This is a genomic window from Erwinia sp. ErVv1 (genome assembly GCF_900068895.1).
Taxonomy (GTDB): Bacteria; Pseudomonadota; Gammaproteobacteria; order Enterobacterales; family Enterobacteriaceae; genus Erwinia.
In genome coordinates, this window is the sequence record NZ_CDPK01000002.1 from 361,155 (window position 1) to 374,949 (window position 13,795).

The window sequence follows — 13,795 nt, forward strand, 5'->3', positions numbered from 1 at the left end:
AAAGAAAAAGTTAAAGACTTTATCCATATGATAGAGCATCAAGGCCAGAGCAAAAAATATTACCTTTATCAAATAGAAACCAACAAACAACAAGTTTTCTCATTTCGAGAAAATATGGATAAAAATCCCACATCGTTGATTAATGGCATTGCGAATCTAGCTATTCGAGAATTGGGTATTCCACAGGATGAAGCTCTGGCGTTAGCTAAAGATGCGATACATTCCAACTATCTCGCTGTAGATGAGGTGCAAGTTGAAGGTCCAATTTCCCCTTTGAGTATCAAACACATCAACACGATTAGTATTGATGGTTGATTATCCGAACGATCGCCTGTCAGCCAGCCGCCGCCCGTTCATGCATAAAAGGAGCGGCGGCTTCCCCATCTTAAGAGTGTAAACTGCGATTCCTGCGTATTCTGGTGAATATGATCGGCTGGTACGCAGCATCTATAAAAGATGTGTAGCAGGCAATCCAGGTATCATCCCAAACAGGGACGATACCGATGAGAAACCAGGGAAAGACAAGAGATCGCGAAGTTAAGCAGTATAAGTTAAATCAGCGATTTTGATGATATGTGCTCTGTAATAAGCACATACGCCAGAGCATGCAGATGAATAACTACATCAGCATCAGTGCATTCTGATGCTCAGGGGTAATTATTGATTAGAAAATGAAATGTCTGCGAGAAGGTAACTCTCTTTTAATCAATTCTTTAATCTCTTCCGTTGTAGCATTTGGAGGAAATTTATCTAATTCCTGCTGGATTGCACCTCTTCTAATCCCTTCATGACGATTGTCAACGTGTTGGCCTTCAGTTTTACTAATAAAGGAGATATCAGATCTCTGAACGACCGATATACAACGGGAGGAAAAATCTGCTGTTTTGTGGTTTTTATTACCATTTAATGCATTGTTTTCTGATGGGGATCCATACCTATTAATATAGAAAGCATGCAGAAAAGATCTGTTAGGTGATAAGCCCATAACTCAACTCCCTTAAATTATAAATTGTTTGATGATTTTAAATATAATCATATCCGTATATAATTTTCTTGCAAAAAACGACTAAAAATTTTTGTGATTCTGAATCAAATCGTACCTTTCTCTATCCGCTAAGCAGGCGATAACGAGCGTCACCAGGATGCCTTTTCTAAGACCTCAGAACTGACCATCCGCGTGGCGCAGGTTAAATTAGTGGGCGTTATCACAAAGTGTTCAATATTCCACCTGTAAATAATCGAGCATATTGGCCACAGATTTGTGCTTTATAAACCGGTGCCACGCGAGATAGACATTACAGGAAATACACGCCTGCTGATATTGCTCCTTCTCCGCTGCACGCTCCCCCAATACGCGCTCGGGAATAAAGCCGATGCCAAAATTGTTCTCCGCCAGTAAAAGCATCGTCTGATAGCTTTCCATCTGCGTCATCTGGTATTTGCCCGCTGGCTGTTCGGCATGCCAGCGTTCGACCATATCGCTGTAAAGGCACTCTTTGCCAAAACTGTATAGCGGGATGGGGGAAGCGTTGACCCTTTCCGGGTGTCCAACCAGTACCAGTCGCTCTTCGAATGCCAGCGCGCTGGTGACTTCAGGACTGAGAATCGGTCCGTCAGAGAAGATCATATCCAGCTGACGATTGATCAGCTTCTCTTCCAGCACTCGCGAGTAGGCGTTGATCAGGTTGACCCGAATATGGCTGTTTTCCTGCATAAAACCCACAACCCGCCTGGGTAACCAGAAGTCGATAGCCACATCTATTGCCCCAATGGTCAGCGTAGACACGTCAGCGCCTTTTTGATGCTTTTTGTGGATTTTATCAGAGAGTTCAAGCAGCTGACTGACATCCTGGTAGTACTGCTTGCCAAAAGGGGTGACGCTGAGTCTGCCTTTATAACGATCAAACAGCGGCTCCCGGAGCTCGCTTTCAAGTTCTTTTATCATTTTGGTGATATTTGAGGGGACGCAGAACATTGCCTCGGCCGCAGGCACTATCCCTCCCAGCTCGACCACGCGACAAAAGGCCTCAGCCGAACGAAGTTTCATAGGTTTTCCATTTAGTGAAACGATCTATTGAAAACAAGTTACTTTAAGGAATTCACTGGGTCAAGTAACCTTCTCTGCGTCAAAAGAAATCAGCTATATTCACTTGCACAAGGGAAAATTACTATGATTACACTTAATGTATTCTTTAAAGTTAAGCCGGAAAATAAGCAGGAATTTCTTGCCGTACTGAATAATATGGTCGTCGAGTCCAACAAAGAAGAGGGCTGCCATTTTTATCAGCTGTGGAACAATGAAGATGATAAAAACCACTATGCATTAATTGAACTCTGGTCAGGTAAAGATGTACTGAGTGAGCATCAGAAAACACCACACTGGATTGCCTTTAACGATGTGGTTAATACGTTCCTTACCGAACCCTATGATGAACACCACTTTACTGAAATTGCTCGCTAATAACGGCAGCGCTGGCATAATGTGCCAGCGTTTTTTACCGCGTTGTAAATATCATCCTTTCTGAATATGCTCGTCACCGCAATAACTCTTGCTGCATCCTTATTCCACTTATTAATATATCTACGTTTAGTTAGAGAGATAAATATCCCAGCCATCTGCTTGAATTAGCATGCGGTTTCTACCAGGCTAAAAGCTGTTTCATACTGTGCAGTATGATTTTTCACGACCACCAGGGGGAATGTCATGATTGTAAAAAATAACATTGATTTAAACGAAGCCCGGCGCCTGACGGATATCGCGATAGATAAGGCGAAAGACATTGCGTCACCGAGCAATATTGCCATCGTGGACGCCTCGGGTTTTTTAATCTCCCATATGCGAATGGATGGCGCGCAGCTACCCAGTATTGAACATGCCATTAACAAGGCCTACACCAGCGCACTGTTTGGTAAAGCGACCCAGGAGCTGAAGAAAGATGCTGAGCCGGGCGGCGAGCTGTACGGTGTGAATAATACCCTGAATGGCAGAGTCATCGTCTTTGCAGGCGGGAATCCGTTAATCGTCAACGAACAGGTGGTGGGGGCGATTGGTATCAGCGGCGGGACCAGTGAGCAGGATCGGGCGATCGCTGACTATGCCGTCGCGCAATTCAGGCTGAACGATGCAGCCAGTCAACAGGGTTAACCTGGCGCAGGGCGGGTTTGCAGAATGACATGGTTTCTAACGGCTGAGTAACCTTAACCATTTTGCAACGACCCGGCGGCAGGCTAGACTGTACCGCACTGATTGTCCTTAAAATGGAGCCGCCGTGGACGTTATTGCAGGTAAGTCATTACAGGTTACGGACGCAATTATTGCGTGTCAGCTGGACGGCAAAGGTGGGCTGATCCCCATCGATAATAAAGACGTATTAGCAAGCGATCGCCCCTGCTGGTTACACCTGAATTACACCCACCGGGAAAGTGCCGACTGGCTGTTGTCCACGCCGCTGCTGCCGGATTCCGTCCGCGATGCGCTGGGTGGCGACAGCATGCGCCCTCGCGTCAGCCGGCTTGGCGATGGCACGATGATTACCCTGCGCAGTGTTAATCTGAACAGCGAGTCTCGCCCCGATCAGCTGGTGGTGATCCGGGTATTTATCAATGAGAGACTTATTGTCTCAACCCGGCAGCGTAAGGTCTATGCCATCGACGAGGTGCTGACCGATCTCCAGAACGGTAACGGACCGGTGAATGGCGGAAGCTGGCTGGTTGAGGTCTGCGACGCGCTTAACGATCATACCAGCGAGTTTATTGAACAGCTGCACGATAAGATTATCGATCTTGAAGATGCAGTAGTGGATCAGCAGGTACCGCCGCGCGGCGAACTGGCGCTCATCCGCAAACAGTTAATTATCATGCGTCGCTACATGGCTCCGCAGCGTGATGTGTTCTCGCGTATTGCCAGTGAGCGGCTGCCGTGGATGAGCGACGACGATCGCCGCAGGATGCAGGATATCGCAGACAGGCTGGGTAGGGGGCTGGATGATTTGGACGCCAGCCTGGCGCGTACGGCGGTACTCTCTGATGAAATCAGTACGGTGATGGCTGAGTCGATGAACCGCCGCACCTATACCATGTCGCTGCTGGCGATGGTGTTCCTGCCTACCACATTCCTGACCGGGCTGTTCGGTGTCAATCTAGGCGGTATTCCCGGCGGCGGCTGGCATTACGGTTTTGGCGCGTTTTGCCTGTTGTTAGTGTTGCTGGTGTTGGGTGTTGCTGTGTGGTTACGCCAGCGTAAATGGCTGTAGGGAAGGGGGCGTAAAGGTCGCTAAAGCGAAAATAAACCTGATCCATATCAATACAAAATCGGTTCAGCGGAGGCAAACTCTGTTTCGCAGGTGAATGCAGCGTCAAGCGATGGGCGCTGCGCTCCATATTGTACTACTTCCAAATTTGAATTACTGCATAGCACATTTGATTCATAACAGCCGACGCATAGTCGGCTTTTTTTTGGCCGTTTGCTACTGTGTCAGATGGTGCCTATGCTTAGTATTCAAGCAAAGACTGAGGAGGAAGACATGTTAACTGCAAACGTTATGGACACTCCGCACGCATCTGACCCTATCCCTACCGACCCTGTGCCCATCCCTGAGCCGTTCCCGACGCCTCAGCCGATGCCTGATCCCCCCCCGGGCGATCCCGATCCAATTCTGGACCCCCCCCCGCATATGTAACCGGGGACTGGCCGTTGAGCAGCATCAGGCTGCTCAACAGCCGTTAGCATAACCAGCGCCTGACTGCCTTATCCGATCTGCATGACATCGAGACGAACCGGGGCGTCCTCTTCATCCTCCGGCTGCCAGCCGGCAGGCCTGAGTGGCACAGGCTCGCGGTCGAATGCCAGATCGCCGCCGTCCACCACTTCTGAACCGTGCTGAATTCCTTTGAAATCGAATAGCGACGTATCGGCCATATGCGAAGGCACAATGTCCTGCATCGCGCTGAACATGGTTTCGATGCGTCCGGGATAGCGTTTATCCCAGTCGCGCAGCATATCGCCAATCACCTGACGCTGGAGGTTAGGCTGGGAGCCGCACAGATTACAGGGGATAATCGGGTATTCGCGGGCAATGGCGAAACGCTCAATGTCTTTTTCACGGCAGTAAGCCAGCGGGCGTATAACGATATGCTTCCCATCATCGCTCATCAGCTTAGGCGGCATACCCTTCATTTTTCCGCCGTAAAACATATTCAAAAACAGCGTTTGTAAAATATCGTCGCGATGATGGCCCAGGGCGATTTTGGTACAGCCCAGCTCGGTGGCGGTGCGGTAGAGAATGCCGCGTCGCAGGCGCGAGCAGAGTGAGCAGGTGGTTTTGCCTTCGGGAATTTTATCCTTCACGATGGCGTAAGTATTCTCTTCGACGATCTTATACTCCACGCCGAGCTTGTCGAGATACTCAGGCAGGATGTGTTCCGGGAAACCTGGCTGCTTCTGATCGAGGTTAACGGCTACCAGGGAAAAAGAGACCGGCGCGCTTTGCTGGAGATTGCGCAGTATTTCCAGCATCGTATAGCTGTCTTTACCCCCCGACAGGCACACCATAATGCGGTCGCCTTCTTCAATCATATTGTAATCGGCAATCGCTTCCCCAACGTTGCGGCGCAGACGCTTTTGCAACTTATTAAGGTTGTATTGCTCTTTCTTAGTATTGTCTTGATGTTGGTGCATAATTTAGCGGCTCAGATTCAAAATGGGGGGCATTACGCTTATTTTGCCAGTTTCTCTCAGCAATGAAATCTTTTCGTTAGAGTTCATCGGTTCCGGCATGCGTCGTTGTGGCGAGTATGGTACGGATTACAGCGGCGAAAGCCAGCGCCAATTATTTACTTTTACCGTCCCTGCATCGTTAATTCACGGCGCATCCTGTCGCTTATCGCCTGCTGCGCGTTAGTGCATCCGCCAGTAACCGCCATCGTCCGTTCTCTGGTACACTCTGCGGCAATACGCCCGTCGGTTTCTATCAGAGAGTAACTTGTGACTGCTTTTTCAACCCTGACTTCCCTGCCAGCCAGCCAGATCGATAATCTGACCGAGCTTGGCTATCACAGCATGACACCTATCCAGGCCGCGTCGCTGCCGGCGATCCTGGCGGGGCGCGACGTGCGCGCCCAGGCGAGGACCGGCAGTGGTAAGACCGCTGCGTTTGGCCTGGGTGTGATGCACCGTATAGACGTGACGCAGTTTACTACCCAGTCACTGGTGCTATGTCCTACGCGCGAACTGGCCGATCAGGTCGCTAAAGAGCTGCGCCGTCTGGCGCGTTTTACCGCAAATATTAAAATCCTCACGCTCTGCGGGGGGCAGCCGATGGGTGCCCAGCGCGATTCGCTGGTGCACGCGCCTCACATTGTGGTGGGAACGCCCGGACGTATCCTCGATCATCTTAAGCGTGAAACGCTCAAGCTGGGGCAGGTCACCACGCTGGTGCTGGATGAGGGGGACAGGATGCTGGAGATGGGGTTTCGTGAGGATATCGATACGATAATCCGCTATTGCCCAACGGAGCGCCAGACGCTGTTATTTTCAGCCACCTGGCCGCAGGACATGGCGAAAATCAGCCAGAGTATCCAGCGCGATCCGCTGGCCGTCGAAACCGATGTGGTCTCCGATCTACCGGCTATCGAACAGGTATTTTACGAGGCAGGCCCGCGCGAGAAACTGCCCGCGCTCATTGGCCTGTTAAGCGATAAAAAGCCGCGTTCCTGCGTCGTGTTCTGCAATACCAAACGCGAGTGCGATGACATTGCTCACGCGCTGGAGAGCAAAGAGATTAGCGCTCTGGCCCTGCATGGCGATCTTGAACAGCGCGACCGCGACCGGGTGCTGATCCGCTTTGCCAACGCCAGCTGTCGCGTGCTGGTCGCAACCGATGTGGCCGCGCGCGGTCTGGATATCAAATCACTGGAAATGGTGGTCAACTATCAACTCTCCTTTGACCCGGAAGTTCATGTTCACCGTATTGGTCGTACCGCCCGTGCGGGCGAGCAGGGCAGCGCCATTAGCTTTGTGGCTGCGGATGAGATGATCCGCGCCCATGCGCTCGAGGATTTTTTACAGCAGAAGCTGAGCTGGAAGGGCGTTGCTGAACTGAAATCGGTCGCTTCACAGCCGCTGCCAGCCGAAATGGCTACCCTGTGCCTGGACGGCGGGCGTAAAGCCAAAATACGTCCAGGAGATATCCTGGGCGCGCTGACGGGTGATGCGGGCCTGAAGAGTGAAGTGATAGGAAAAATTGATATCGCCGCTACCCACGCCTATGTGGCTATTCGTCATGACAGTGCACGGCAGGCGATGAAGCAGCTCCAGCAGGTGAAGATTAAAGGTAAATCCTGTCGTGCCGTGCTGCTGAAGTCCGCCTTCTGATTTTTATTGCGGCCAGCCGGATGAACGACTGGCCGCGTTCAGAATGCCTTTTACACGCGGTGTACGGCAGGTGGCGTTGACAGCAGCGGTTCAGCATCGGCCATCAGGGTTTTGAAATGCGGCTGTTCACCGTGGGTTTTGACGGCCTCTTCGTTCTTCCAGGTTTCGTGGAAAAGGAAGACGTTACCGTCCTCAACGCTGCGGTAAAGATCGTAATGAACGCATCCCGCTTCTGCCCGGGCAGGTTTCACTCCGTGCGTCAGGACTTTCTTCAGCTCATCAGCCTTGCCCGGTTTGGCAGTGAATTTTGCTACAACAAGAATATTTTTATCGCTCATTCTGTTCTCCATACGTTTGCTTGCAAATTTGGCCGGACTAAACGGCCATGATAATCCCTTTTACGTCACGGCTAATGCATTTCAACCGAATGCACGCCTTTAATTTCCAGTAGTGAATCATAAATCTGGTGTGGGGCAATTTTTCGTGACAGGGTCACGTCAATCGTCATCTCACAGAGTCCGGTCTCGACATCCCGATTCACAATGGACACCTGACCGGTCCTGACGCGCTCTTTCTCAAGTACAATCAGCACCATTGGAACGCTTTTCGGTTTAAGATGAAACACCAGCGTGTGATGGCGGCCGATAAGCCAGTGGCTAATTCTGCGGAACGTTTCCAGCACCACCAGTGCCAGCAGCGTGCCATAGATACCGATTTCGTAAAGACCACTCCCAATGACCAGTCCAATCGCGGCGGTGACCCACAGACCGGCGGCAGTCGTCAGCCCCTTAACGATCTGCTTCTGAATAATAATAGTCCCGGCGCCCAAAAAACCCATTCCGCTGACGACCTGAGCGGCAATACGGCTGGGATCCAGACCAATATGCGCCTGCATAATGATGTCATCAAAGCCATATTTAGAAACGATCATAAACATGGCGCTACCGATACCCACTAAAATATGCGTCCGCAGACCCGCTTCTTTAGCCCGCAGCTGGCGCTCCAGCCCAATTAATCCACCCAGTGCACCGGCCAGCGCGATACGTAATAACAGATCCATTAACACAGGCTATCCTTCTGATTTATTGTCATCTTTCATCGTTACACGCCCTTTTTTATAAAATAAGAACGCAGGCTATTGCTATTATTGAGATTATTAAATGGTAAATATTCGTGACAGCTATCGACCCACATCCGATCCTGGCTTATGCTGACAAACCGCATAAATACCAACCCGGAGTGGATAATGAAAGCAGCGACTTTACTGCTGCTGGGGGCATCTCTCGTGCTCTCAGGCTGTAGCAGCGACAGCAATGATGAACCGCCACAGCAGGCAACCAGTGCCCACGTTCCCACTAAAGTCGTGATGTCCGATCTGGCTGCCAGCGCCTGCTCCAATGCCGGTGGCACGCTGGCCCTTTCGCGTCAGCTTGATGGCTCTGCCGTCGGCATGTGCCAGCTGGCAAATGGACGACGCTGTAATGAAAGCGCGCTGGCTGGCGGAACCTGCGCGCGTTAAGCGGGGCGGTGAGCCGGGATGGAGCAGGCGGAGCGAATAACCCATTAGCCGCTGGCCGAATGATTTATGCCGTTACCGCGTTCGGGCAGGACTCCCCTGCGGCCAGCTGACTGATATTTTGCAGCGTCGTTTGCGAGATGCCGGTCAGGGCCTCCGCCGTCAGGAATGCCTGATGGCCTGTGAACAGCACGTTATGGCAGGCTGACAGACGGCGGAAAATATCGTCCTGAATAACGTCGTTGGATTTATCCTCAAAAAACAGGTCACGTTCGTTTTCGTACACATCCATGCCTAATGCGCCTATCTTCTGCAATTTCAGTGCATCAATCGCCGCCTGAGAATCAATCAGCCCGCCCCGACTGGTGTTAATGATCATCACGCCATCTTTCATTTTTTCAAATGCCGACATATTCAGTAAATGGTGGTTTTCTGGGGTTAGCGGACAGTGGAGCGAAATAACATCTGCTTCCCGGAACAGGGTGGCGTTATCCACGTACTCCACGCCCATCTCCAGCGCCAGCGGATTTGGCCAGGGATCGGACGCCAGCAGGCGCATGCCGAAGCCTTTAAGAATACGCAGCGTGGCAAGGCCAATCTTACCCGTGCCGATAACGCCGGCGGTACGGGCATGCATATTGAAGCCAATCAGCCCTTCGAGTGAGAAATTAGCGTCGCGGGTTCGCTGATAAGCACGATGAATACGGCGGTTAAGCGTCATCATCATTCCTACCGCGTGTTCTGCAACGGCTTCCGGGGAATAAGCGGGAACGCGAACCACGTGCAGACCCAGCGCGTTGGCGGCGTCGAGATCGACATTATTGTAGCCCGCACAGCGCAGCGCGACGAATTTCACGCCCAGCCCGGCCAGTTCCTCAAGCACGGCGCGGCTCCCATCGTCATTGACAAAGATGCAAACGCCATCGCAGCCCGTGGCATTTTTAGCAGTACGTTCGGTGAGCAGGAAGTCAAAAAACTCCAGTTCATAGCCATAGCTATTATTAACCTGCTCCAGATACTTCCTGTCGTACTGTTTGGTACTGTACACCGCTATTTTCACGATTGCTCTCCTGCTATGCCGAAGGGATTTCATCAACCGACATCTTAACAAGATTTGATATCAGGCTGCGACCCTTACCAGAGCTGCGGTAAATATCACGGCTGCCTGGCCTGTTTTCGGGGAAAAACTTCTCCATCCGGGCTTAACGTGCCATCATTTACCTCACTTAACCTGTCTAAATAAACGGACTTTATATTGCCATGACCCGGGGCTGGAAAATTTTAACCGCAGCAGTAATGAGTGTCGTTTTGCTGCTGGCAGGACTGATGCTGACCATTACGCACTGGCTGCCGCGGCTGGCGGGAGTCTGGCTTCCGGCGGGAACGTCCGTGGCGCTGGACGGACGGCCAGGCTGGCATAAGGGCGCGCTTTCCCTGCCGGGTATCCGCTATCTGGCCGGGCAGTGCGTGCTGGCTAACGTGCGTGATGTTTCGTTGAGCAAGCGAAAGGGTCGCTGGCTGCTCGATGCCGCAGACGTCAATATCGACAGCGCATGTTTCGATCGGTTACCCAACGGAAAATCCGAGGCCGCGCCGCGAACGCTGGCGGCCTGGCAGGCGATGCTGCCTTCTGCGCAGGTTTCTGTTGATCATTTCTCGATCGCCCCGTGGCAAAATCTGGCTGGCGCGTTGCGCCTTAGCCTGGATAGCGATCGCCAGCAAATCACTTACAGCGGTGACGCGCTGTCCCTTAAGGCGAGGCTGGAAGGCGACCGCCTGAATGTCGATGCGCTGACCTTTCAGGCCCCCGGCATTCCTGAACCGGTACAGCTTTCCGGCACTCTGCATCTTCCTGTCATCCCCAATACGTTGCCAGAGGAGGGGCAGCTTGGCGCTAACCTGACGCTACAGGGCGTGCCGGATCCTCTGACAGTCAGGCTGAACTGGCAGCAGCAGCAGGGTGAATTGCTGGTCACGGCGAAGGATAACCAGACGCCGCTGGTCAGCTTACCCTGGCAGGTTTCAGCCGACAGCGTGCAGATAACTCACGGACAGTGGCGCTGGCCCTGGGCTTCCCAGCCGCTTTCCGGCGGCGTGGCCCTGAGCCTGAATCACTGGCAACAGGGGCTGGCGGCAACGGAAATTACCGGACGTCTGAACGTCCTGACTCAGGGACGCGGAGGGAAGGGCAACGTGGTACTGACGCTCGGGCCGGGCCACCTCGACCTCGTTAATAGCGCGTTACCCTTCAGGATAACTGGCGAAAGCAAGCTGGCCCAGCTGCAATTTTATGCAGGTCTTCCGGGTGAAGTGCGTGGCCCGCTGCTGGATCCCGCACTCTGGCTCAGCCCGGGTGCGCTGCTGCGCATGCGAGGGCGGCTACTCCCGACGCTGGAGGTTGACGAGGCACGCTGGCCGCTGGCCGGGGTCACCCTATCTTCAGCGGGAGTGGATGGGCGTTTACAGGCGATCCTTAGCGCCCACGATCCGCAAATGGGGCGGTTCAGACTGCATCTGGATGGCCGCGCGACGGGCTTCTGGCCGGATAAAGGCCTGTGGCAGTGGCGCTACTGGGGCAACGGAAAAATGGTACCGCTGTCGGCCAGTTGGGATGTGAACGGAAATGGGCGCTGGCAGGAGACGCTGATTGAACTGACGTCACTCTCCACCGGCTTCGATCGGATCCGTTATGGCGGCGTCAACGTTCACGCGCCCAGACTAACCTTAACCTCGCCGCTGCGCTGGGATCGGGCTAAACCCTCTTTTGATGGTGCGCTCAGCCTGACCGCCCGGCAGACGCTGTTTGGCGACGGCGGTTACCTGCCGCCCGCCACGCTGGCGCTTAACGTCAGCGGGCGCGATCCGGCCTCTTTTCTCTATCGCGGCACGCTTCAGGCGCAGGCAATTGGCCCGGTGCGCTTGCAGGGCCGCTGGGATGGTGCGCATCTGCGCGGTCAGGCCTGGTGGCCAACGCAGCCTCTTACGGTTTTCCAGCCGCTGCTGAGTAACGACCTGAAAATGAAGATCCGCTCCGGCACCCTCAGGGCGCAGGTGGCCTTTTCCGCTGCCAGCGACAGCGGCCTGGAGGCGGGTGGTCACTGGGTGGTGAGCAACGGGAGCGTTTCACTGCCGGATAACGACATCAGCGGCGTCGATTTCTCCCTGCCGTTCAGGCTGAAGGTCGATCGCTGGTATTTCGGCGCAAAAGGACCGGTCTCTCTTCGTATCAAAGCGATTAAAAATCAGTTTACCCTGCAAAATATCACTGCCGATCTCCAGGGCGGCTACCCCTGGAGTGAAGAGCAGCCGCTGCGCCTGAGTAACGTCGGCATGGATATTCTGGGGGGGACGCTGCGTATGGAGAGTTTGCAGATGCCGCAGCATGAAGCCGCGACGCTGCGCATTAAAAATATCAGCGTCAGCGAGCTGGTCACGGCGATAAAGCCGAAACAGATTGCGATGTCCGGGCATATTAATGGTGCGCTGCCGCTGTGGCTGAGTCATCCCCGCTGGCTGATTAAGGACGGCTGGATTGCCAATAGCGGTCCGCTGACGGTCCGGATGGATAAGGACTTTGCGGATACGATTTCCAACAACAATATTGCGGCAGGTGCGGCGATGAACTGGTTACGTTATATGGAAATTTCACGCAGCTGGGCCACGCTGGATCTGGATAACCTCGGGATGATGACCTTCAGGGCGCAGGTTAACGGTACCAGTCGTTTTAGCGATAAAAATCAGCGCGTGTCGCTTAACTATACGCAGCAGGAAAACCTGTTTCAGCTCTGGCGCAGTTTGCGCTTTGGCGATAACGTGCAGTCATGGCTGGAAGATAACGCCACACTGCCGAAGCACAAGGAAAAATCTGATGAAACGCATTAGCCTGCTGATGCCCGCCGCTGCGCTACTGCTTAGCGGCTGTACGCCCCGTATTGAGATCGCTGCACCAAAAGAGCCGATTACCATCAATATGAACGTCAAAATTGAGCATGAGATCCATATCAAGGTGGATAAAGACGTTGAGGCACTGTTAAAAAATCAGAGTGATTTATTTTGAGGGGGGCATGATGGGCAGGTTAAGAAATATGCTGATTTGCCTGCTATTGCTGCCGACGGCGGCTATGGCACTGACGTTGAGCGAGGGGCGTCAGCAGGGTCGGGTAGGTGAGACGCTGTCCGGCTATATCGCGCCTCGAGCTCAGGATGCGGATACGCTGGCACTGGTTGAGCGTATCAATCAGGGGCGCAGTCAGCAATATCTAGTGCTGGCCCGGCAAAACGGTCTGACGACGGAAGAGGTTGCCCGTATTGCCGGGATGAAGCTGGTCGACAGGGCCGCTGCGGGCGAATATGTTCGTGGGATTAACGGGCAGTGGCTACAGAAAACACCTTAATCGTGTGCCATTTCGGTGGTGACTGGAGCATATCGCCGATGGGTGTTGTCCGGCTGGCTAAAGGTTTGGTGCCGTCGCCAGCGGATTGTGCCCGGCTGGCTAAAGTCTGGTGCCGTCGCCAACGGATGGTGCCTTGCCCGGTAAAGGCTCAGTGCCATCGCCAATGGGGCTTGGTTAGCTAAAGGCCTGTTGCATTCGCCAACGGATGGGGCCCGGTGCCTGGCGGTCCTCGCGCCGCGCGTGGCGCGGTTCCTTCGCTTCGTTCGTCGACCTTTCGGACCGGGCATGACGTGACATCCCTGTCCCGACATGCCCTTGTGCCAGCATCCCTGCTGGCCCATCCGGGTCTTCCTCTCTGCGCTCAGCGCTGCGGAATGCCTGTCACCGGGCCCCACCCGCCGGCTCCATTTACATTGTGTTGGCTGCGGGTAACGGCGGTTTCGGGGGTTACAGGCGATTCTTTGGCAGGTTTAAAGCAAAGAGAACTCTGCAAATAAGACAACCTCCTTGCCA

At 53.3% G+C, this 13,795-nt stretch carries 15 protein-coding genes; 9 read left to right on the forward strand and 6 right to left on the reverse strand.

All coding sequences use genetic code 11. From position 1 onward, the window contains the following. Positions 1-27 precede the first annotated feature (27 nt). The gene (locus A1830_RS03165) at positions 28-315 is read left to right on the forward strand and encodes a hypothetical protein (RefSeq protein WP_067701624.1); all 288 of its coding nucleotides are present in this window, start codon (positions 28-30) and stop codon (positions 313-315) included. Between the two features lie 349 nt (positions 316-664). On the opposite strand, the gene A1830_RS22490 is transcribed toward A1830_RS03165, so the two are convergent. Beyond that, complete coding sequence (locus tag A1830_RS22490; protein WP_156484927.1) at positions 665-985, reverse strand: hypothetical protein; 321 nt, start codon at positions 983-985, stop codon at positions 665-667. Between the two features lie 231 nt (positions 986-1,216). Beyond that, positions 1,217-2,047 carry a LysR family transcriptional regulator gene (locus A1830_RS03170; protein WP_067701626.1) on the reverse strand — a complete coding sequence of 277 codons (831 nt, stop codon included), beginning with the start codon at positions 2,045-2,047 and terminating at the stop codon, positions 1,217-1,219. A gap of 123 nt (positions 2,048-2,170) precedes the next feature. On the opposite strand from A1830_RS03170, the gene A1830_RS03175 reads away from it, so the two are divergent. The 3 genes from A1830_RS03175 (at position 2,171) to zntB (ending at position 4,253) form a co-directional block, all read left to right on the forward strand. Next, on the forward strand, positions 2,171-2,461 hold the full coding sequence (locus tag A1830_RS03175; protein WP_067701629.1) for a putative quinol monooxygenase: 291 nt from the start codon (positions 2,171-2,173) through the stop codon (positions 2,459-2,461). A gap of 243 nt (positions 2,462-2,704) precedes the next feature. Next, on the forward strand, positions 2,705-3,145 hold the full coding sequence (locus tag A1830_RS03180; protein WP_067701632.1) for a GlcG/HbpS family heme-binding protein: 441 nt from the start codon (positions 2,705-2,707) through the stop codon (positions 3,143-3,145). A 124-nt stretch (positions 3,146-3,269) separates the two neighbouring features. After that, positions 3,270-4,253 (forward strand): zinc transporter ZntB, encoded by a 984-nt coding sequence (gene zntB, locus A1830_RS03185; protein ID WP_067701634.1) that lies wholly within the window; start codon positions 3,270-3,272, stop codon positions 4,251-4,253. Between the two features lie 494 nt (positions 4,254-4,747). On the opposite strand, the gene ttcA is transcribed toward zntB, so the two are convergent. Further along, positions 4,748-5,677, reverse strand: coding sequence for a tRNA 2-thiocytidine(32) synthetase TtcA (gene ttcA / locus A1830_RS03195; RefSeq protein ID WP_067701642.1), 930 nt, complete (start codon positions 5,675-5,677; stop codon positions 4,748-4,750). 306 nt (positions 5,678-5,983) lie between these two features. Between ttcA and dbpA the strand changes: the two genes are divergently transcribed. After that, positions 5,984-7,372 carry an ATP-dependent RNA helicase DbpA gene (gene dbpA, locus A1830_RS03200; RefSeq protein ID WP_067701644.1) on the forward strand — a complete coding sequence of 463 codons (1,389 nt, stop codon included), beginning with the start codon at positions 5,984-5,986 and terminating at the stop codon, positions 7,370-7,372. A gap of 50 nt (positions 7,373-7,422) precedes the next feature. Here dbpA and A1830_RS03205 read toward each other — a convergent pair whose 3' ends face one another. Both A1830_RS03205 and A1830_RS03210 read right to left on the reverse strand, forming a co-directional pair. Beyond that, a complete protein-coding gene (locus A1830_RS03205) occupies positions 7,423-7,710 on the reverse strand; it encodes a putative quinol monooxygenase (RefSeq protein WP_067701646.1) in 288 nt (95 codons plus the stop codon). 71 nt (positions 7,711-7,781) lie between these two features. Then, positions 7,782-8,438: an MgtC/SapB family protein gene (locus A1830_RS03210; RefSeq protein WP_067701648.1), complete on the reverse strand. Its 657-nt coding sequence runs from the start codon at positions 8,436-8,438 to the stop codon at positions 7,782-7,784. Positions 8,439-8,618: 180 nt separating this feature from the next. On the opposite strand from A1830_RS03210, the gene A1830_RS03215 reads away from it, so the two are divergent. Continuing rightward, positions 8,619-8,891 carry a putative hemolysin gene (locus A1830_RS03215; RefSeq protein WP_067701651.1) on the forward strand — a complete coding sequence of 91 codons (273 nt, stop codon included), beginning with the start codon at positions 8,619-8,621 and terminating at the stop codon, positions 8,889-8,891. Positions 8,892-8,955: 64 nt separating this feature from the next. Here the strand turns inward: A1830_RS03215 and A1830_RS03220 are convergent, their stop codons facing one another. Beyond that, a complete protein-coding gene (locus A1830_RS03220) occupies positions 8,956-9,948 on the reverse strand; it encodes a 2-hydroxyacid dehydrogenase (RefSeq protein WP_067701659.1) in 993 nt (330 codons plus the stop codon). A 200-nt stretch (positions 9,949-10,148) separates the two neighbouring features. Between A1830_RS03220 and A1830_RS03225 the strand changes: the two genes are divergently transcribed. Genes A1830_RS03225 through A1830_RS03235 form a run of 3 tightly spaced genes read left to right on the forward strand, consistent with a single transcriptional unit; the run spans position 10,149 to position 13,282 of the window. Continuing rightward, on the forward strand, positions 10,149-12,770 hold the full coding sequence (locus tag A1830_RS03225) for a YdbH family protein (RefSeq protein WP_067701661.1): 2,622 nt from the start codon (positions 10,149-10,151) through the stop codon (positions 12,768-12,770). Beyond that, positions 12,757-12,945 carry a YnbE family lipoprotein gene (locus A1830_RS03230; RefSeq protein WP_067701663.1) on the forward strand — a complete coding sequence of 63 codons (189 nt, stop codon included), beginning with the start codon at positions 12,757-12,759 and terminating at the stop codon, positions 12,943-12,945. Before A1830_RS03225 ends, A1830_RS03230 begins: the two co-directional genes overlap by 14 nt. Before the next feature lie 7 nt (positions 12,946-12,952). Then, complete coding sequence (locus tag A1830_RS03235) at positions 12,953-13,282, forward strand: YdbL family probable chaperone protein (protein ID WP_067701669.1); 330 nt, start codon at positions 12,953-12,955, stop codon at positions 13,280-13,282. The last annotated feature ends 513 nt before the right edge of the window (positions 13,283-13,795 follow it).